General features: G+C 70.0%; 15 protein-coding genes and 2 pseudogenes. 4 read left to right on the top strand and 13 right to left on the bottom strand.

Features of this window, described 5'->3' with window-relative positions:
• Positions 1–55: 55 nt before the first annotated feature.
• From Tther_RS02430 to Tther_RS02385, 10 genes are all read right to left on the bottom strand, one after another.
• A complete protein-coding gene (locus Tther_RS02430; protein WP_143900528.1) occupies positions 56–499 on the bottom strand; it encodes a universal stress protein in 444 nt (147 codons plus the stop codon).
• Positions 500–591: 92 nt separating this feature from the next.
• Positions 592–3,459 (bottom strand): formate dehydrogenase subunit alpha, encoded by a 2,868-nt coding sequence (fdhF, locus tag Tther_RS02425; protein ID WP_143900526.1) that lies wholly within the window; start codon positions 3,457–3,459, stop codon positions 592–594.
• Entirely contained in the window at positions 3,456–5,213 is a 1,758-nt protein-coding gene (locus Tther_RS02420) for an NADH-ubiquinone oxidoreductase-F iron-sulfur binding region domain-containing protein (RefSeq protein WP_143900524.1), read from the bottom strand. The genes fdhF and Tther_RS02420 overlap by 4 nt, the downstream gene beginning before the upstream one ends.
• A gap of 95 nt (positions 5,214–5,308) precedes the next feature.
• On the bottom strand, positions 5,309–5,551 hold the full coding sequence (locus tag Tther_RS02415) for a DUF1289 domain-containing protein (protein WP_143900522.1): 243 nt from the start codon (positions 5,549–5,551) through the stop codon (positions 5,309–5,311).
• 9 nt (positions 5,552–5,560) lie between these two features.
• Positions 5,561–6,067 carry a YbaK/EbsC family protein gene (locus Tther_RS02410; protein ID WP_143900520.1) on the bottom strand — a complete coding sequence of 169 codons (507 nt, stop codon included), beginning with the start codon at positions 6,065–6,067 and terminating at the stop codon, positions 5,561–5,563.
• Between the two features lies 1 nt (position 6,068).
• The gene (locus Tther_RS02405) at positions 6,069–7,001 is read right to left on the bottom strand and encodes a hydroxymethylglutaryl-CoA lyase (RefSeq protein ID WP_143900518.1); all 933 of its coding nucleotides are present in this window, start codon (positions 6,999–7,001) and stop codon (positions 6,069–6,071) included.
• Positions 7,002–7,034: 33 nt separating this feature from the next.
• Positions 7,035–7,955: a 2-hydroxyacid dehydrogenase gene (locus Tther_RS02400; protein WP_143900516.1), complete on the bottom strand. Its 921-nt coding sequence runs from the start codon at positions 7,953–7,955 to the stop codon at positions 7,035–7,037.
• 45 nt (positions 7,956–8,000) lie between these two features.
• Positions 8,001–10,040, bottom strand: coding sequence for an acetyl/propionyl/methylcrotonyl-CoA carboxylase subunit alpha (locus Tther_RS02395; RefSeq protein WP_143900515.1), 2,040 nt, complete (start codon positions 10,038–10,040; stop codon positions 8,001–8,003).
• A 13-nt stretch (positions 10,041–10,053) separates the two neighbouring features.
• Positions 10,054–10,833: an enoyl-CoA hydratase/isomerase family protein gene (locus Tther_RS02390; protein WP_143900513.1), complete on the bottom strand. Its 780-nt coding sequence runs from the start codon at positions 10,831–10,833 to the stop codon at positions 10,054–10,056.
• A gap of 10 nt (positions 10,834–10,843) precedes the next feature.
• On the bottom strand, positions 10,844–12,451 hold the full coding sequence (locus Tther_RS02385; protein WP_143900511.1) for a carboxyl transferase domain-containing protein: 1,608 nt from the start codon (positions 12,449–12,451) through the stop codon (positions 10,844–10,846).
• 78 nt (positions 12,452–12,529) lie between these two features.
• On the opposite strand from Tther_RS02385, the gene Tther_RS02380 reads away from it, so the two are divergent.
• Both Tther_RS02380 and Tther_RS02375 read left to right on the top strand, forming a co-directional pair.
• On the top strand, positions 12,530–13,627 hold the full coding sequence (locus Tther_RS02380) for an AraC family transcriptional regulator (protein WP_143900508.1): 1,098 nt from the start codon (positions 12,530–12,532) through the stop codon (positions 13,625–13,627).
• A 72-nt stretch (positions 13,628–13,699) separates the two neighbouring features.
• Entirely contained in the window at positions 13,700–14,074 is a 375-nt protein-coding gene (locus Tther_RS02375; RefSeq protein WP_143900506.1) for a carboxymuconolactone decarboxylase family protein, read from the top strand.
• Between the two features lie 67 nt (positions 14,075–14,141).
• On the opposite strand, the gene Tther_RS02370 is transcribed toward Tther_RS02375, so the two are convergent.
• Positions 14,142–15,602, bottom strand: coding sequence for a TrkH family potassium uptake protein (locus Tther_RS02370; protein WP_143900504.1), 1,461 nt, complete (start codon positions 15,600–15,602; stop codon positions 14,142–14,144).
• A 54-nt stretch (positions 15,603–15,656) separates the two neighbouring features.
• Positions 15,657–17,048, bottom strand: coding sequence for a Trk system potassium transporter TrkA (trkA, locus tag Tther_RS02365; protein ID WP_143900502.1), 1,392 nt, complete (start codon positions 17,046–17,048; stop codon positions 15,657–15,659).
• A gap of 253 nt (positions 17,049–17,301) precedes the next feature.
• On the opposite strand from trkA, the pseudogene Tther_RS13410 reads away from it, so the two are divergent.
• A pseudogene (locus Tther_RS13410) lies at positions 17,302–17,793 on the top strand (IS630 family transposase); the annotation flags it as partial.
• Positions 17,794–18,235: 442 nt separating this feature from the next.
• Positions 18,236–18,403, top strand: a complete 168-nt coding sequence (locus Tther_RS13720; protein ID WP_425472793.1) for an ATP-binding protein — start codon at positions 18,236–18,238, stop codon at positions 18,401–18,403.
• A 150-nt stretch (positions 18,404–18,553) separates the two neighbouring features.
• On the opposite strand, the pseudogene Tther_RS02345 reads toward Tther_RS13720, so the two are convergent.
• Positions 18,554–19,163 (bottom strand): annotated as a pseudogene (locus Tther_RS02345) (IS5 family transposase); the annotation flags it as partial.

Raw genomic sequence — 19,163 nt, 5'->3', positions numbered from 1 at the left:
CATTCTAGGCATGCCGCCGTGACCCCATGCGGCGCCCGAGCGCGCCGCCCTGGCGTCAGGCCTGGGGCTTGACGATGAGCACCGGCACCTTGGCGTGGGTGAGCACCTTTTGCGCCACGCTGCCCAGGATCAAGGCCTGCACGCCCTTGCGGCCGTGCGAGCCCATGACAATGAGGTCGCAGCCTTCGGCGTCGGCGGTTTCCAGAATTCCCTCGTAGGTGACGTTGCGCTCGATGGTGTCCCCGGAAAACGGCACGCCGCGCTCGACGCAGACCTGGCGCAGGTCGTCCAACGCCTTGCCCGCCGCGGCCTGCGCCTCGGCCAGATAGGCCTGCAGCCCCACGGCCGAGGCGTCGCCGATGCCAATATACGGGAACGGGTCGATCACGTACACGCCCACGATCTGGGCGCCGTGCTGCTTGGCCAGGTCGGCGGCGAACACGCCGGCGGCGTGGGAGAGCTGCGAGCCGTCGACGGGAACGAGGATTTTCTGGAACATCGGTCGGTCTCCTGCGAGGTGTCGGTGGGCGCATCTTAGCCCAGGTGGCGCCGCGCGCACGCCCCCGGGCCGCCCCTGGGATTTGCGCTGGATCAAGCCAGGGCCGGGCTGGTCACGGGCTCGATGGCGACCGCGCAGTACTTGACCTCGGCAATCTTGGCCACCGGATCGAGCGCCGCGATGGTCAGCACGTTGGCCGCGGCCTCCACATAAGCAAACGGCAAAAAGGCCACATCCGGCGGCACCGCCTCGTCCACGCGTGTGGCCACGCTCACCTCGCCGCGCCGGCTGCGCAAGCGCACCGGCGCACCTGGCGCAAGCCCCAAGCGCGCCAGCGTGGCCGGGTGCAGGCTGACGTGGGGCGTGGGCTCCAGCGCATCCAGCACCGCGCTGCGCCGCGTCATGGCGCCGGTGTGCCAATGCTCGAGCTGGCGGCCGGTGATGAGCACAAAGGGGTAGTGCGCATCCGGCGGCTCGGCCGGCGCCCCCAGGCACGCCGGCACCAACCGGGCACGGCCATCCGGGGTGGGAAAGCGGTCGGTGAAGACGATGGGGTGGCCGGGGTCGTCGGCGGTGGGCACCGGGTGGGTGATCGCGCCCACGCGCAGCAGCCGCTCCCACGACAGTCCTGCCAGCGCCGGCATGAGGCTGCGCATTTCGTCGAATACGCGGCCGATGCCGTTGTCGGGCGCGCCCCCACCACCGTGGGGGTCGATGCCGTAGTCCCAGTCCAGCCCCAGGCGGCGCGCCAGCTGCTCCAAGATCCAGGCATCGGCACGGGCGTCGCCAGGCGGGGCCAGGGCTGGGCGGCCCAGCTGCACCGTGCGGTCGGTGTTGGTGACGCTGCCGGTTTTCTCGGGCCAGGCGGTGGCCGGCAGGACCACGTCGGCCAGCGCGGCGGTCTCGGTCAGGAAGATGTCGGCCACCACCAGATGCTCGAGCCGCGCCAGCGCGGCGCGCGCGTGGTGCGCGTCGGGGTCGCTCATGGCCGGGTTTTCGCCCTGGATCAGCATCGCGCGGATGCGCCCGTCGTACGCCGCGTCCAGGATTTCCACCACGGTCAGCCCCGGCTCGTCGGGCAAAAAGCCGTTGGGCAGCCCCCACGCGGCCTCGGCAGCGGCGCGCGCGGCCGGGTCTGCCACGCGGCGATAGTCCGGCAGCACCATCGGGATCAACCCTGCGTCGCTGGCACCCTGCACGTTGTTTTGCCCCCGCAACGGGTGCAGCCCGGTGCCCGGGCGGCCGATGTGGCCCGTCAGCAACGCCAGCGCGATCAGGGCGCGCACGTTGTCGGTGCCGTGGCTGTGCTGGGCCACGCCCATGCCCCAAAAGATCATGGCCGCCGGCGACGTGGCGTAGGCGCGCGCCACCTCGCGGATGGTCGCGGCGTCGATGCCACACAGGGGCGCCATGGCCTCGGGCGCAAAGGCCTGCAGGTGCGCGCGCAGCGCCTGCACGTCGCCAGCGTGCACGCGCGCGGCAACGAACGCCTCGTTGACCAGCCCTTCGGTCACGATCACGTGCAGCATGGCGTTGAGCAGCGCGACGTCGCTGCCCGGGGTAAAGGTCAGCGTGCGCCACGCGTGGCGCGACAGCTCGGTGCGCCGGGGGTCGATCAGCACCAGGCGCGCGCCACGGCGCACCGCGTTTTTGATCCAGGTGGCCGCCACCGGGTGGTTTTGCACCGGGTTGGCACCCATCACGACGATGAGGTCGGCGTGCGCGCAATCGCGCACCGGGTTGCTGACGGCGCCAGAGCCGATGCCCTCCATCAGCGCCGCCACGCTGGAGGCGTGGCACAGGCGCGTGCAGTGGTCCACGTTGTGGGTGCCAAAGGCGCTGCGGATGAGCTTTTGGAACAGGTACGCTTCCTCGTTGCTGCCCTTGGCCGAGCCAAAGCCCGCCACCGGGACCGCGCGTCCGCGCAATCCGAGCGAGCGCGCCGCATCGCGCACGCGCGCCAGACCGGCGGCGGCCACATCGAGCGCCTCGTCCCAACTGGCGGGGCGAAACTGCGCGCGCAGCGCGTGCGGATCGGGCCGCCCACCCGGCCCGCGCGTGAGCAGCGCCGGGTCCTTGGGCGCATCGGGGCGGCGGATCAGCGGCGTGGTCAGGCGCTGCGGATGGTGGACATAGTCCATGCCGAAGCGCCCTTTGACACACAGGCGACCCGCGTTGGCGGGCCCCGGCGCACCCTCGACGCGGTCCAGACGGCCGTCGCGCACGTGCAGGTCCACCGCGCAGCCCACGCCACAAAACGGGCACACCGAGCGCACCACGCGGTCGGCGCGGCGCGTGTAGGCACCGTTGGCGGGGGCCAGCGCCCCGGTTGGGCAGGCCTGCACGCACTCGCCGCAGGCCACGCAGGTGCTGTCGGCCACGCGATCGCCCTGATCGAACACGATGCGTGCGTGCGCGCCCCGGCCGGCCAGGCCCAGCACGTCGTTGCCCTGCACGTCGCGGCAGGCGCGCACGCAGCGTGTGCACTGGATGCAGGCGTCCAGCCGTACGGTGAAGGCGGGGTGGCTGGCATCGGGCACGGCCGCTGCCTGCGCGGCGCCGCGCGCCTGCCAGCGCCCCGGCCGTGCCCCCACCACCTGGGTCCAGCGCGTCAGCTCGCTGTCGGCGCGCAGGGCGGCGCTGTCGGGGGCGTCGGCGGCCAGCAGCTCCAGCACCGTGCGCCGCGCACGCTGCGCGCGCGCGCTGTCGGTGCGCACCTGCATGCCGGGCTGGGGCGCGCGGCAGCAGGCGGCCGCCAGGGTGCGCTCGCCCGCCACTTCCACCACACACGCGCGGCAATTGCCCGCCGGCGGCAGCCCGGGCCGGTGGCACAGGTGGGGCAGTTCGATGCCCAGGCGGCGCGCCACGTCCCAAATCGTCTCGCCGGCATGGGCGCTCACCACCCGCCCGTCGAGCGTGAACGATACCTCCTGGGTCGGCACGGCAGCGGGTGCGGTCATGGCGTCACCTCGTGGGGAAAGAAGCGCAGCACGCTGTCGACCGGGTTGGGCGCGGCCTGCCCCAGGCCGCAGATGGAGGCGTCGCGCAGGGTGTGCGAAAGGTCGTCCAAACGCGCGCGGTCCCACACCGGGGCCTGCAACAACGCCACCGCCTGCGTCGTGCCCGCCCGGCAGGGGGTGCACTGCCCGCAGGACTCGTGTTCGAAGAAGCGCATCAGCGACAGTGCGGCGTCCCGCGCACGGTCGGCCTCGGAGAGCACGACCACCGCCATCGAGCCGACAAACGCGCCGTAATCGGCCAGGGTGTCGAAGTCCAGCGGCACATCGGCCAGCGCCGCGGGCAGGATACCCCCTGAGGCACCCCCAGGCAAATAGGCATAGAGCCGATGCCCGTCGGCCATGCCGCCGGCGGCGGCGATCAACTCGTTGAGGGTGCTGCCCGCCGGCAACCGGTAACACCCGGGCTGGCGCACGCGGCCGCTGACGCTGTAGTGCCGCCAGCCGCTGCGGCCGCGCACGCCCGCCGCGGCCCAGGCCGCCCCGCCGTCGCGCAACAGGGTGGGCAGCCACCACAGCGTCTCCACGTTGTGCGCCAGCGTGGGGCGGCCGAACACCCCACGCACGGCGGTGATCGGGGGCCGCAGGCGGGGCATGCCGCGCCGCCCCTCCAGCGACTCGATCAGGGCCGACTCCTCGCCGCAGATGTAGGCGCCCGCGCCACGCCGCAGCTCGATGACCGGGCCGCCCGGCGGCAGCAAGGGGCCGCCGCCTGACGTACGCGCGGTCACATCGCCAAAGGCGGCCGGGTAGCGCTGCTGCCACGCGGCCAGGCGCGCGCGCAGGTCCTCCAGCTCACGCGCCAGCAGCACGCGCACGTCGTGGTACTCGTCGCGCACGTACAGCCACACACGCTCCAGACCGACCACTGCGGCCGCGATCAGCATGCCCTCCAGCGCCGGGCGCGGGTCGTGCGCGAGCAGGTGCCAATCCTTGAAGGTGCCGACTTCGCCCTCGTCGATGTTGACCACGCCATGGCGGGGGCCGGGCTGCCCCGCCACCGTCGCCCATTTGCGCCACGCCGGAAAACCCGCGCCGCCCAGGCCGCGCAGGCCACTGGCTTCGAGCTCGCGCAGCACGTCGATGGGGCGCGGCGCACCGCTGAGCAGGCGTTCGAGCTGCGCGTAGTCCTGGGCGCGCGCCGGGGCGGCGCTGGCCGGCACGGGGCGCGGCGCGGTGTCGCCCGCCCGCACACATGCCTGGACCGCCTCGCTCGACGCGGGGGCAAGTTGTCGCTGCCCGACGCAAACCGCAGGCGCCCGGTGGCACTGACCCTGGCACGGGGCGGCTTGCACCGCCACCTGCGCATCCCCAGCCAGCGCGGTGCGCAGCCGCGCCAGCAACGCATCGCCGCCCGCCAGCGCGCATGGCAGGCTGGTGCACACGCGCACCGTCACCCGCGGCGGCGCCTGGCCATCGTCGAGCACGCGAAAGTGGTGGTAGAACGTGGCGACCTCGTACACCTCGGCCTGGCTCAGACGCAGGCGTTCGGCCAGCGCTGCCAGATGGTCGCGCGACAAGCCGCCCACCCCGTCCTGCAGCCGGTGCAGGTGCTCGATGAGCAGATCGCGACGGGGTTCGAGCCCCTCGCACCAATGGGCCACGGCCTGACGGGCGGCGTCCGAGGGCACCCGTCCCTTGGGCGTCGCCCGCCCCTTGGGCGCCAGCGGCGGTGCAGCCAATGCAGGTAAATTCACCGATCACTCCTTCCCAGCCCCGGAGGTCTGCTGTCACGGGGCGATCGACATGCACTATAGATCATGTTCGGCGCCATGGCCAGCCCGGGCGAGGTTCAGGGCGGCGTGCCAGCCTGCCGTGCCTCGACCGCCTGCCAAATGCGCAGGCGGGTGGCGTCGTCGCTCGCGCCCCAGGCCGCGATCTCATCCAGGGTGCGCCAGCAGCCGGCACACCAGCCGGTGGCCGCGTCGATGCGGCACACCCCCACGCAGGGCGAGGGCACGGGCGCACCGGCAGGGCGGCGGGCCAGGGCGTCGGCCAGCGCCACGCGCCGGCGCTCGGAGGGCTTGGCGGTCATGGCGCGATGCTAGCGCGCGGTCACGTCGGCCGCGGGCGCGCCGGTCCATGCCCGCAGCTCGGTCGGGGTCAGCGCAAAAACCGCGTGCGGGTGGCCTGCCGCCGCCCAGATGACGTCAAAGCGAAACAGCTCGGCGTCGATGAGCGTGACCGGCGGCCGCGCGTGCGCCAGCGGCGCGACGCCACCGATCGAAAATCCGGTGGCTGCCTTGACGAAGGCGGCGTCCGCCCGCCCGAGTGACTGGCCCGGCGCACAGACCAACGCCGCCACCTTGGCCTCGTCCACCCGCCGGTCGCCACTGGTGACGACGAGCACCGCCGCGTCGTCCGGCAGGCGGCGAAAGATGATGCTTTTGGCGATCTGGCCCAGCGCCACGCCCAGCGCGTCAGCCGCCTGCTGGGCGGTGCGCGCCGCATCGTCCAGCAGCACCGGCGCGTGCCGGGCGCCCAGCGCTTGCAGGGCGGCCGCCACGCGCTGCACGCCCGCGGGCAAGGGTTTGACTGCGGCGCCGCACACCCTAGCACCCCCCCATCGCGGCCGCGCGGCGCGCCAGCAGCGCGCGCCCGGCGCGCGAGCCGGTTGGACGCCCCAGCCGCTCGCTGATCCAGGCACCGGTGTCGGCCAGCGCCTCCAGATCGATGCCGGTGTCGATCCCCAGGCCGTGCAGCAGGTACACCACGTCTTCGGTCGCCACGTTGCCCGTGGCCCCTTTGGCATAGGGGCAGCCGCCCAGCCCCGCGACCGAGGACTGAAAGTTCCACACCCCCATCTGCAGCGCCGCCAGCGTGTTGGCCAGCGCCTGGCCGTAGGTGTCGTGGAAATGACCGCTGATGTGGTCGATATCGAAATGCGCCAGCGTGGCCTCGATGGCGCGCTGCACCTTCAGCGGCGTGCCCACGCCGATGGTGTCGGCCACGTCCACGCGTTGCACGCCGATGTCCTTCATCAACCGGGCCAGCATGCCCACGCGCTCGGGCGGCACGTCGCCTTCGTACGGGCAGCCCACGGTGCAGCTCATGGCGCCGCGCACGGCGATGCCGGCCTGGCGTGCGGCTTCCACCACCGGCGCAAAGCGCTCGATGCTCTCGGCAATGCTGCAGTTGATGTTTTTCTGGCTGAACGCCTCGCTGGCCGCACCAAAGACCACGATCTCATCGGGCCGGTCCTGCAACGCCGCCTCGAAGCCCTTGAGGTTGGGGGTGAGCACCGCATAGCGCACGCCCGGCCGGCGCGTGATGCCTTGCATCACCTCGTGGTTGTCGGCCATCTGCGGCACCCACTTGGGGCTGACGTAGCTCGTCACTTCGATTTCTTGGAGCCCCGCCGCCTGCAGCCGGTGCACCAGTTCGATCTTGACCGCCGCAGGCACGGGCTGCGGTTCGTTTTGCAGCCCATCGCGCGGGCTGACGTCCACCAGCCGAACGCGGGCGGGGTAGTGCGCGGTGCTCATGGTCGAATCCTCTTGCGTGTCATGGATGTGCCCTCAATATCCCCGCGCGGGGTCAACGACGCCGCGAATCGGCTCGCCGCGCTCCAGCGCCTGGATTTTGCCGGCGATCTGGGCGATGCTTTCCTCGCGCAAGGTGCGCGCGGCGGTGTGGGGCGTGACGGTGATGCGCGGATGGTGCCAAAACGGGTGGTCAGCTGGCAGCGGCTCGGTGGCAAAGACGTCGAGCGTGGCGCCACTCAAATGGCCGCTGTCGAGCAGCGCAAGCAGGTCCTCCTCGACCAGATGGGCGCCGCGCGCCACGTTGATCACGTAGGCCCCTGACGGCAGGCGGCCCAGGGTGTGGCGGTTGAGGATCCCGTGCGTCTGCGGCGTCAGCGGCAACAGGTTGACCAGCACGCGGCTGCGCGCCAGGAACGGGGCCAGCCCCGCTTCGCCGTGGAAGCTGGTCACGCCGGGCGCGGCCTTGGGGCTGCGGCTGTAGCCGATGACCGGAAATTCGAACACCTGCAGCGCCTGGGCCACGCGCGTGCCGAGCACCCCCATACCCAACAGGCCGACGGTGAAGTCGGCGCGCCGCTGCGGTTTGCGAAAGGCCCAGCGCGCCTCGCGTTGGGCGGCGTCGTAGGCGTCCAACGCGCGGAAGTGGCGGATGACGGCATGGCACACGTACTCGGCCATCTGCACGGCCATGCCGGCGTCGTCCAGCCGCACCACCCGCAGGCCCGGGGGCAGCCGCAGGCGCAGCAGCGCGTCCACGCCAGCCCCGATGTTGAACAGGGCGCGCAGGCGCGGCTGCTCGTCGAGGAAGCGCTGCGGCGGCGCCCAGACGACCGCATAGTCCGCCGGGGGCGCCCCCGGCGTCCATGCGCTGACGGTGGCGCCGGGCAGCGCGGCGCGCAGGCCGGCCAGCCACGGCTCGGCCTTGGTGTCGGTGCAACAAAAGGTGACGTGCATGCGCCACAGCCTAGCGCAGCCGCGGCGGCTGCGCCGTCCCGCGCTTTACTCGGCGCCCAGGCGCAACAGCGCCGCGCCCTCGGGCACCTGCTCACCGGGCGCATACAGCACCTCGGCCACCGTGCCGTCGGCCGGCGCGGCGATGGTGTGCTCCATCTTCATCGCCTCCAACACGGCCAGCGGCTGGCCCTTCTTCACCGCGTCGCCCGGCTGCACCAGCACCGCGACCACCTTGCCCGGCATGGGGGCGGTCAGGCTCCCGCCCTCGGCCGCGGTGTCCCCCGCATGGGCCAGCAGGTCCACCTCGACGATGGCGGCCGACCCCTGCGGCGTGAACAGGTGCAGACGCTCGCCTTGCGCGTAGACGCTGGTGCGCCAGTCTGCGCCGGCAAACGACACGCCCAGCGCCCAGCCCCCGCCCGGGGACGCGCGCCAGCGCAGGGCCCCGGCCACGGCGGCGTCGCCCTCCCCCACCACCAGCCAGTGCGTGCCGTCGCGGCGCCACGTCAGGCGTGCGGGCACGGTGTCGTCGCCCCACAGGAAGGCGAAGCGCCGGCTGCGCTCGCCGTGGCTGGCAAAGCCGTCGCGGGCGTCCCACGGGTCGTGCGCGGCCACGGCAGCGGCGCTGCACGCCTCGCTATGCAAGGTGTGGGCCACGGCGATCGCCACCGCAGCTGGCAAGGGCACCGGCTGTGGGTGGAACAACACGGCCGCCTCGCGTTCGATGAGCGCGGTATCCAGCCGTGCGCGCGCAAACGACTCGCTGCGCACCACCTGGCGCAGAAAGGCCACGTTGTTGGCCACCCCGACGATGTGCAGCTGCGCCAGCGCCTGATCCAGCCGGGCCAGCGCCTGCTCGCGCGTATCACCGCGCACGATCAGCTTGGCGATCATCGAGTCGTAGTGCGGGCTGATGGTGTCGCCCTCGGCCACGCCGTCGTCGATGCGCACGTCCGCCACGGCAAAGGCGCTGCAGGCCGGCTTGCGGTAGGCCGCCAGCGTGCCGGTGGCGGGCAAAAAGTGGTTGTCCGGGTTTTCGGCGCAAATGCGCGCTTCGATCGCGTGGCCCTGCAGGCGCAGCTCGTGCTGCGCCAGTGGCAGCCGCTCGCCAGCCGCCACGCGCAACTGCCACTCGACCAGGTCCAGCCCGGTGATGGCCTCGGTCACCGGGTGCTCGACCTGCAGCCGCGTGTTCATCTCCATGAAGTAAAAGCGCATCGCCTCCGGGTGGTCGTAGCCTTGCGGCTGCTCGACGATGAACTCCACCGTCCCCGCGCCGACGTAGCCGACGGCGCGCGCGGCAGCCACCGCCGCCAGGCCCATACGCTCGCGCAGCTGCGGCGGCATGCCAGGCGCGGGCGCCTCCTCCAGCACCTTCTGGTGGCGACGCTGCACCGAGCAATCGCGCTCGAACAGGTACACCACGTTGCCGTGCGCATCGGCAAACACCTGGATTTCGATGTGGCGCGGGCGCTGCACGTATTTTTCGATGAGCACCGCCGCGTCGCCAAAGCTGTTGAGCGCCTCGCGCTGGCACGAGGCCAGGGCGTCGTCGAAGGCCTCGGGCGCGTCCACCCGCCGCATGCCCTTGCCGCCACCGCCGGCGCTGGCCTTGATCAGGACGGGGTAGCCAATGCGCTCGGCCTCGGCCTTGAGCAGGCGCGCGTCCTGATCCGCGCCGTGGTAGCCCGGCACCAGGGGGACGCCGGCTGCCTCCATCAGGCGCTTGGACTCTGCCTTCAGGCCCATGGCGGCGATGGCGGCAGGCGGCGGGCCGATGAACACCAGCCCGGCGTCTGCGCACGCCTGGGCAAAGCCCTCGTTCTCGCTCAAAAAACCGTAGCCGGGGTGGATGGCTTGCGCACCGGTGGCGCGCGCCGCCTCCAGGATGCGCTCCCAGCGCAGGTAGCTGTCTTGGGGCGCCGCGCCGCCGATGCACACCGCCTCATCACAGGCGCTCACATGGCGCGCCTGCGCATCGGCCTCGGAATACACGGCCACGGTGCGTATGCCCAGGCGGCGCGCCGTGGCGGCCACGCGGCAGGCGATCTCGCCGCGGTTGGCAATGAGAATCTTCGCAAACATGGGGGCTACTCCATCACGCCAGCCATTGGGGCTTGCGCTTGTGCAGGAAGGACTGGACGCCCTCGCGCCCTTCGGCGCTGGCGCGAATGTCGGCAATGGCTTCGACGGTACGCGTCACCAGCGCATCGTCCAACGGCGCATCAGCCACGTCGTGCAGCAGTCGCTTGCACGCGCGCAGCGCCTGCGGGCCGTTGGCGCACAGCGCCTGCACCAGCGCATCGACCCGCGCATCCAACGCCTCGGCCGGCACCACCTCGTGCACGAAGCCGATGCGCAACGCCTCGGCGGCGTCAAAGCGCTCGGCGGTCAGGAAGTAGCGGTGCGCAGCGCGCGCGCCCATCGCCCGCACCACGTAGGGGCCGATGGTGGCCGGGATCAGGCCCAGCTTGACCTCGCTGAGGCAAAAGCCCGCCGTGGGCACCGCCACCGCGATGTCGCAGACCGCCACCAGGCCCATGCCGCCCGCGTACACGTCCCCCTGCACGCGCGCCACGGTGGGCTTGGGGCATTCGAAAATCGTGCGCAACATGGTCGCCAGCCGGCCGGCATCGGCCAGGTTCTCTGCACGGCTGTAGTCGGCCATGCGGCGCATCCAGTTCAGATCCGCCCCGGCGCAAAACGCCGGCCCCTCGGCCGCCAGCACGATGGCGCGCACATCGTCGCGTGCCCCCAGCGCGCGAAAGGCCGCGGTCAGCTCGGCGATCACCTCGTCGTTGAAGGCGTTGCGCAGCTCGGCGCGCGTGAGCGTGACGGTGGCGCGGTGGCCGCTCACGTCGATGGTCAGGTTCGCCATGGTCGCCCCCTCACATGCGGAACACGCCAAAGCGCGTGTCGGCAATCGGCGCATTCATCGCCGCCGACAGCCCCAGCGCCAGCACGCGCCGCGTGTCGGCCGGGTCGATCACCCCGTCGTCCCACAGCCGCGCGGTGGCGTAGTAGGGGTGGCCCTGGCGCTCGTACTGGGCGCGGATGGGGGCCTTGAAGGCCTCCTCCTCCTCGGCGCTCCAGGTGCCGCCTTTGGCCTCGATGCCATCGCGCTTGACCGTGGCCAGCACGCTGGCGGCCTGCTCGCCCCCCATGACGCTGATGCGCGCGTTGGGCCACATCCACAAAAAGCGCGGCGAATACGCCCGGCCACACATGCCATAGTTGCCGGCGCCAAACGAGCCGCCAATGATGACGGTGAACTTGGGCACCTGGGCGCAGGCCACCGCGGTCACCATCTTGGCACCGGCGCGGGCGATGCCACCGTTTTCGTACTTGCGCCCGACCATGAAGCCGGTGATGTTTTGCAAAAACACCAGCGGCACCTTGCGCTGGCAGCACAGCTCGATGAAGTGCGCGCCCTTGTCGGCGCTTTCGGCAAACAAAATGCCGTTGTTGGCGACGATGCCCACCGGCATGCCCTCGATGTGGGCAAAGCCGCACACCAGCGTGGTGCCATAGCGGGCCTTGAATTCGTGGAACGCCGAGCCGTCGACGATGCGGGCGATCACCTCGCGCACGTCGAAGGGCTTGCGCGTATCGGTCGGGATGATGCCGTAGAGCTCCTCGGCCGGGTACAGCGGCGCGCGCGGCGCACGGCGCTCCACCGGCCAGTCTTTGCGGCGGTTGAGCCGCGCCACCGCCTCGCGCGCCAGGCTCAGCGCGTGCAGGTCGTTTTCGGCCAGATGATCGGCCACGCCCGACAGGCGCGTGTGCACGTCGCCGCCGCCCAGGTCTTCGGCGCTGACCACCTCGCCAGTGGCCGCCTTCACCAGTGGCGGCCCACCTAGAAAGATGGTGCCCTGGTTCCTGACGATGATGGCCTCGTCGCTCATCGCCGGCACGTAGGCGCCGCCGGCGGTGCACGATCCCATGACCACCGCGATCTGCGCGATGCCCTGCGCGCTCATGTTGGCCTGGTTGTAGAAAATGCGGCCAAAGTGGTCGCGGTCCGGAAACACCTCGTCCTGGTTGGGCAGGTTGGCGCCCCCCGAGTCCACCAGGTAGATGCACGGCAGGCCGTTTTGCTGCGCGATCTCCTGTGCGCGCAGGTGCTTTTTCACCGTCATGGGGTAGTAGGTGCCGCCCTTGACGGTGGCGTCGTTGCAGACGATGACGCACTCCACGCCCGCGACGCGCCCGACGCCGGCGATCAAGCCCGCGCACGGCGCCTCGTTGCCGTACATGTCCAGCGCCGCCAGCGGCGCGATCTCCAGGAAGGGCGTGCCGGGGTCGAGCAGCATCTCGACGCGCTCGCGTGGCAGCAGCTTGCCGCGCGCGGTGTGTTTGGCACGGGCCGCCTCGCCGCCGCCCTGCGCCACCTGGGCGATGCGGGCGTGCAGGTCCTCCACCAACGCTCGCATGGCAGCGGCATTGGCCTGGAAATCGGCCGAACGGGGATTGAGTTGGGTGGTCAACACGCTCATGGTGCGCCGATTGTGACCGCGCGCCCGCGTGGACGCCAGGGCGAAAGCCCCAACCCCAGGTTGCATAATGCGCCAACCATGTCACCAACCGCGCAACGCCGCGCCGCGCGCCGTCCGCCCGTGGCCGCCACCCCGATGGCGTTCGTGCGCGCCATCGCGCTGGCTTACCGCCTGCGCGGCGCCGACCCCACCGAGGCGCTGCGCGAGCTTGGCTTGAACGCGGCCGACCTGGCCGACCCCGATGCCCGGCTGACCAGCCTGCCTTTCGAGCGCCTGGCCCTGCGCGCCATGCGCGAGCTCGACGACGAAGCCCTGGGTTGGTTCAGCCGCCGCCTGCCCTGGGGCAGCTACGGCATGCTGGCACGCGCGTCGCTGAGCGCGCCAACGCTGGACGTCGCGCTCAAGCGCTGGTGCCGCCACCACGCGTTGCTCACCGACGACATCACGCTGTCGCTGCAGCGTACCGGCGGCGTCGCGCACCTGACGCTGCACGAGCGGCTGGCCCCGGGCGCGGCGCTGGCCGACGTTGCCGAACGCGCCACACTGCGCGAATTTGCCCACGTGTCGCTGCTGCGCAACGCGCTGGGGCTGGCGGCTTGGTGGATCGATGCCCGGCTGCCGCTGCTGGAGCTGGATCTGGCCTGGCCCGCCCCGCCGCACGCCGACGTGTATGGGCTGCTGTTTGCCGGTGCGCGCCTGCGCTTTGGCGCCACGCACACGCAGGCACGGCTGGCCGCCGACGTGCTGGACGAGCCGCTGCGGCGCGACGAGGCGGCGCTGCGCGCCATGCTGCCGCAGGCCATCCGGCTGATGGTGCGCCCCTACCACGACCGCTTGTTGCTCGAGCGCGCCCGCCAGACGCTGCGCGCCCACCCCCACGCCGACACCCGCCAACTGGCCGCGCTGCTGCACGTCTCGCCACGCACGCTGCAGCGCCAGCTGGCGACGGCCGGCACCAGCGTGCACGCGCTGCGCGACCGCGTGCGCCGCGAGCTGGCCGAGCAGCACCTGCTGCGCACCAACTGGCCCATCAAACGCGTCGCCGCCGCCGCTGGCTTTGGCCACGACAAAAGCTTTTTGCGCGCGTTTCGCGCCTGGACCGGCATGAGCCCGGCCGTCTGGCGCACCCGGCACCGCGGTGCCGAACCGGGCCCCACCGACGATCACCGGTCTTGATCCCGGTCAACGCCGGATGATACCCATGTGGGTATCCTAATGCCTTTCGTCATCTGCTTGCAGGAGCCCGCCATGCCCATCGTCGACCACAACGACCTGATTTGCGACATCAGCGCCCAGCTCAACCAACTGCGCAAAGCCCAGCCCGAGGCCATGCGCGGCTTTTCCCAACTGGCGCAAGCCTCGATGGCCGACGGCGCCATCAGCGCCAAGCACAAGGAACTGATCGCGCTGGCCATCGGCATCACGCAGCGCTGCTCGGGCTGCATCGGCTACCACGTGCGCGCGCTCATCAAGCTGGGCGGCACGCGCCAAGAGCTGGAGGAGCTGCTGACGATTTGCACCTACATGGGCGGCGGCCCGGCCCTGATGTACGCGGCCGAAGCCCTCAAATGCTGGGATGCCATGACCGCCGAGCAGGTCTGCGCCACGGCGGCCACGGCCTGACCCGTCCCCAACCACGCCCCTTGCCGCCGCAGGCCGCGCCCGCCCCTGCGGCGGCAGCGGGTGGGCCTTAGCGACGCCAAAACGCGCGCGTAAACAGCACCAACACGCTCAGCAGCTCCAGCCGGCCCAGCAGCATGGCAAAGCTCAGCACCCCGAGTTGGAAGGGCGTCAACCCCCCGTAGTTGCCCGCCGGCCCCACCTCGCCCAGACCGGGGCCAATGTTGTTGACCGTGGCCACCACCGCCGAAAACGCCGTCACCACATCCAGCCCCGACAACAGCAGCAAAAACGCCAGCCCGACGGTGGCCGCGCCGTAGATCAGCATAAAGCCCAACACCCCGTTCATCACCGCCGGCGGCACCGCCTGGCCGCCCAGCGTCACCGGGTTGACGACGTGGGGGTGCAGAATGCGCACCAGCTCGCGCCGGGCCTGCTTGATCAGCAGCACCATGCGCACCATCTTGATGCCGCCCCCCGTGGAGCCGGCGCAGGAGACGAACATCCCCAAAAACAGCAAAAACACCGGGATGAACGGCGGCCACTGCAAATAATCGGTGGTGGCGTAGCCCGTGGTGGTGGCCAGCGACAGCACATGAAAGGCCGCGTGCCGCAGCGCGGTCGGAAAGTCGGCGTAGACCCCCTCCACCGCCAACATCCCCGCCACCCACGCCACGGCCGCCAGCAGCACCGCCGCGTAGGTGCGGATCTCGCGATCCGACCACAGCGGGCGCAGGGTCAGCCCGCGCACCACCATGAAGTAGCGCAAAAAGCTGATGCCCGCCAGGGCCATGAACACCACCGCCACCCACTCCACCGCCGGCGACTGGAAGTAGCCCAAACTCGCGTCGTGCGACGAAAAACCCGCCAGCCCCATGGTCGAGCACATGTGCATGAACGCATCGGCCCACCCCATGCCGGCCCAGCGGTACGCCAGCAAACACGCCACCGAAAACCCAAAATACACCGTCCACAGCCCGCGCGCGGTCTCGGCGATGCGGGGCGTGAGCTTTTGGTCCTTCATCGGGCCGGGGGTTTCGGCCTTGTAGAGCTGCATGCCGCCCAAGCCCAGCATGGGCAGCACCGCCACCACCAACAGCATCACCCCCAGGCCGCCCACATATTGCAAGAAGCAGCGCCAGACATTGACCGATACCGGCAGCGCGTCCAGACCCGACAGGGCCGTGGCACCGGTGGCGGTCAGCGCGCTCATCGCCTCGAAATACGCGTGGTGCCACGTGATGCCCGGCACCATCCAATACAGCGGCACGGCCGCGTAAGCGGGCAGCACCAGCCACACCAGATTGACCAGCAAAAAACCATCGCGCGTGGCCAGCTCGCCCCGCTGGCGCCGCGTGAGCAGCCACAGCACCACACCGCTGGCCAGCGTCAAGGCAGCGCAGATGGCCCACTGCAGCTCGTGCGTCACATCGTCGTGGAACCAGGCCCATCCCATCGGCACGGCAAACGCCAGCGCAAATGCCATCAGCACGTGCGAAAAAACATACAGAACGGGACCGAAATACGGCATGACACTTTTGCCTTCAATGCGGGGCGGCCATCGATCGCGCGCGTGTGCCGGCCGTCAGCCGAAAAACGTCGCCCCGACCTGGAACAGCTTTTCCACCTCGCGCACCAGACGCTTGTTGGGGATGAAGATCACCACGTGATCGTCGGCCTGGATCAGTGTGTCGTGGTGGGGCATCAGCACCTCGGCGTCACGCCCTTGCCCGCGCACGATGGCGCCAAAGCGCGCCCCCTGCGGCAGCTTGACCTCCTCCACCCGCCGCCCCACCAGGCGCGAGGTCTTGGCGTCGCCGCGCGCCACACCCTCCAGCGCCTCGGCCGCGCCGCGACGCAGGCTGTGCACCGCCACCACGTCACCACGCCGCACGTGGGCCAGCAGCTCGCCAATGACGGTCTGCGCGGGCGACACGGCAATGTCGATCGTGCTGCCCTGCAACATCTCGGCATACGCGCGGCGGTTGATGAGCGCCAGCACGCGCCGCGCCCCTAGCCGCTTGGCCAGCATCGCCGCCATGATGTTGTCCTCGTCGTCGCTCGTCAGGGCCAAAAACAGGTCCATGTCGGCGACGTTTTCGTCGGACAGCAGCTCCTCGTCGGTGCAGTCGCCGTGCAGCACCAGGGTGCTGGACGGCAGTTGGCTGGCCAAATATTCGCAGCGCTTGGCGCTGGCTTCCAGCACCTTGACCTGGCACTGGCCCACCAGCGAGCGCGCCAGCCGCAGCCCCACCTTGCCGCCACCGGCGATCATCACCCGCTGCACCGGCTTGTCGCGCGCATGCAGCGCGGCCAATACCTGCCGGATCTGGTCGTTGCCCGCCAAAATGAACACCTCGTCCCCGGGCAGGATGCGCGTGCCGGCCGCGGGATCGAGCTCGGCATCCTGCCGGTACAGCGCCACCACCCGCATCTCCACCTTGGGCAGCAGCTGCCGAAACTCGCCTATCGTGTGTCCCACCAGGGCGCTGCCGGCCGTCGCCCGCACCGCGATCAGGCACACCCGCCCCTCGGCAAACGCCAGCACCTGCAGCGCCTCGGGATAGTCGATGAGCTGGTGGATGTAGCGCATCACCGACTCTTCCGGGCAGATCACATGGTCCACCGCAAAGCCGCTTTTGCCCAGCAGCGCACTGCCCTCTTCGAACTCCGGCGAGCGCAGCCGCGCGATCGTCGTGGGCACCTGAAACACATCGTGTGCCAGCTTGCACACGACCAGATTGGATTCGTCCAATGCGGCGCAGGCAATCAGCATGTCAGCGTCCTTGGCGCCGGCTTCGGCCAGCACCGAGGGCTGTATGCCATTGCCCACCACGCCACGCAGGTCCAGGCGCTCCTCCAGCACGCGCACCCGCGCCGGGTCCTGGTCGATCACCGTGATGTCGTTTTGCTCGGACACCAAGCTCTCGGCCACGCTCTCGCCCACCCGGCCGGCGCCAAAGATGATGATGTTCATACTGGGCAGCATGATACGTCGGCGCACACCGACGACCATGGGGACACGCGCAGCGGGGGCTCATCGCCTCCAATGGGCTCTGCCCTGGAGGACCGGCATGGGCCCTTGGAAAGGCTGCGGTGACCTGCCGCCCGCCAGCCATACCAGCCTGAAGTTCGAGAAGTCCGTCAACCACCAGGAGAATGACGGACATGAGGAAGACCAGATTCACCGAGGAACAGGCCATTGGCTTGCTGCTGCAGGCCGAAGGCGGAATACTGATCGAGGAGGTCTGCCGCGCGGCAAGACGCCGGTGACGATGGCTGTCGGTGGCACGCGAGAGAAGCTCTCCATGATCTGCACTGTCACGAATCGGGGCCGTGTCAGCTGGATGATCATCGACGGCGCGTTCAACCACGACAGGCTCCTTGAGTTCTTGCAGGCCCTGGTGCGCGACGGTCAGCGCCGGCGCAAGAAGGTGTTCCTGATCTTGGACAACCTGGGCGTACACCACGGCCGGCCCGTCAAGGCCTGGCTGGCCCACCACAAGGCCGACATCGAGGTCTTCTACCTGCCCAGCGACAGCCCCGAACTCAACCCCGACGAGCGGCTCAATGCCGACCTCAAGCAGGCGATCGGCTCGAAGGTACCCGTGCGAACCAAGGCCAGGTTGCGTGCCGCAGCCAACGAGCACGTGCCATGCATCGCCGCCAATCCCGATCGCGTCCCCAGCTATTTCCAGGACCCCATCGTCACGTACGCGGCACGAAAACTTCATCGTGCCGGATCAATAGGATTTTTTCACCAGCACACCTCTTTCTTCTTGGCAACCCAACAAAAAAAGCCACCGGCGCAGCGGTGGCACGCACAAGCAAGGAAGGAAGGAAGGAAGGAAGGAAGGAAGTTGTTGGGACTAACGATTCAAGAGCTCTTCGAGCGAGCCAGCGCTGAGCATCGCCCCCAGCCAGGCCTCGAGCTCAGCGTCGCTGGCGTTGGCCAGCCGCTCGTGCGCCCAGGCCGGCAGCTCACCAAATCGCAGCCGCGCCTGCAGGGCCACTGCCTTGGCCAGGCCTTGGTGTTGGCCCTACTCCATACCCTCACTCAAGGCCTGCTCGTACCACAGGTCAAGCTTTTCGTGCAGCTTCATCGTCGGCTCCAGCCAGTCCGCGTATTGATCCAATTCCTCGCCTATCCTACCCCTGCGCCGCGTGCGGCGCAACCACTGCTTGAGCCACAGCGTCAGGTGCCGGCGCAGCGGCGCTGAGGCCTCAACCATCGTCACGAGCAACCTGGACTTCCCAGAGTGGGATCAGGCCTTCCCCAACAACCGCCTACTGGCCAGCGCCACCCTAGATCGCCTGCGCCACAACGCCTAACAGGCCGTTGAAAAAATACCCTTCGAACGCACCAGTGACGCTGCTTTCGAAGAAACGAGCCGCCCAGACGTGGCTGCGCAGCGATTGCGACGTGCATTTCGGCCGGTTTGCAGGCCGTTTTGCCCATTTTGGGCGCACGTACCCCAGCACTCACGCATGATGCGCATCCCACCAGCCGCCCATGGAGCCCATGCGCTACCCAAGTTGTAGGTGGCAAAGCACAGCAGCGCCTGGCCCGCGAGCTTGGCGTGGCCAATGAGCTTGGTCTTGGCCAAACCGCCCACCGTCTTGATCCAGCCAAAGGCCTCTTCGATGCGCTTGCGCACCTTCAGACTGGTCTTGTAGCCCTCGTGCCGTTTGGTGCGGCCATCGATGGCAGAGTGCTTGTCCTTGGCCGCCACGTGCGGCGTGACCTTGATCTTGCGGCAACCCGCGATGAAGTCCTTGGTGTCGTAGCCCTTGTCGGCTGCGACGGTGATCCGCTTGTTTGTGTTGCTCCGGCGTCCCAGCATCACCAGCGCCGCCTCGCGCTCGGCGGTGCCGCTGGCGTGGGTGATCTCGACATCCACGATCAGGCCGTTGCGGTTTTCCATGAGGATGTGGCCCATGTGGCACAGACGGGACTTGTCCCCTGGGGCTTTCTTGTAAAGCCGGGCATCGGCGTCGGTGGTGCTGACGTGGGTGTCGTTGCAGCGCGCCTGCCCTTTGAAGTCCACCTCGGGGTTGCGCCCAGGCGGCGTGCCGCTGTCGTCGTCTTTGC

The organism is Tepidimonas thermarum (genome assembly GCF_007556705.1).
GTDB classification, from domain to species: Bacteria; Pseudomonadota; Gammaproteobacteria; order Burkholderiales; family Burkholderiaceae_C; genus Tepidimonas; species Tepidimonas thermarum.
Note: the sequence above shows the minus strand (reverse complement) of the source record. Positions and strands in the feature narration are given on the sequence as shown.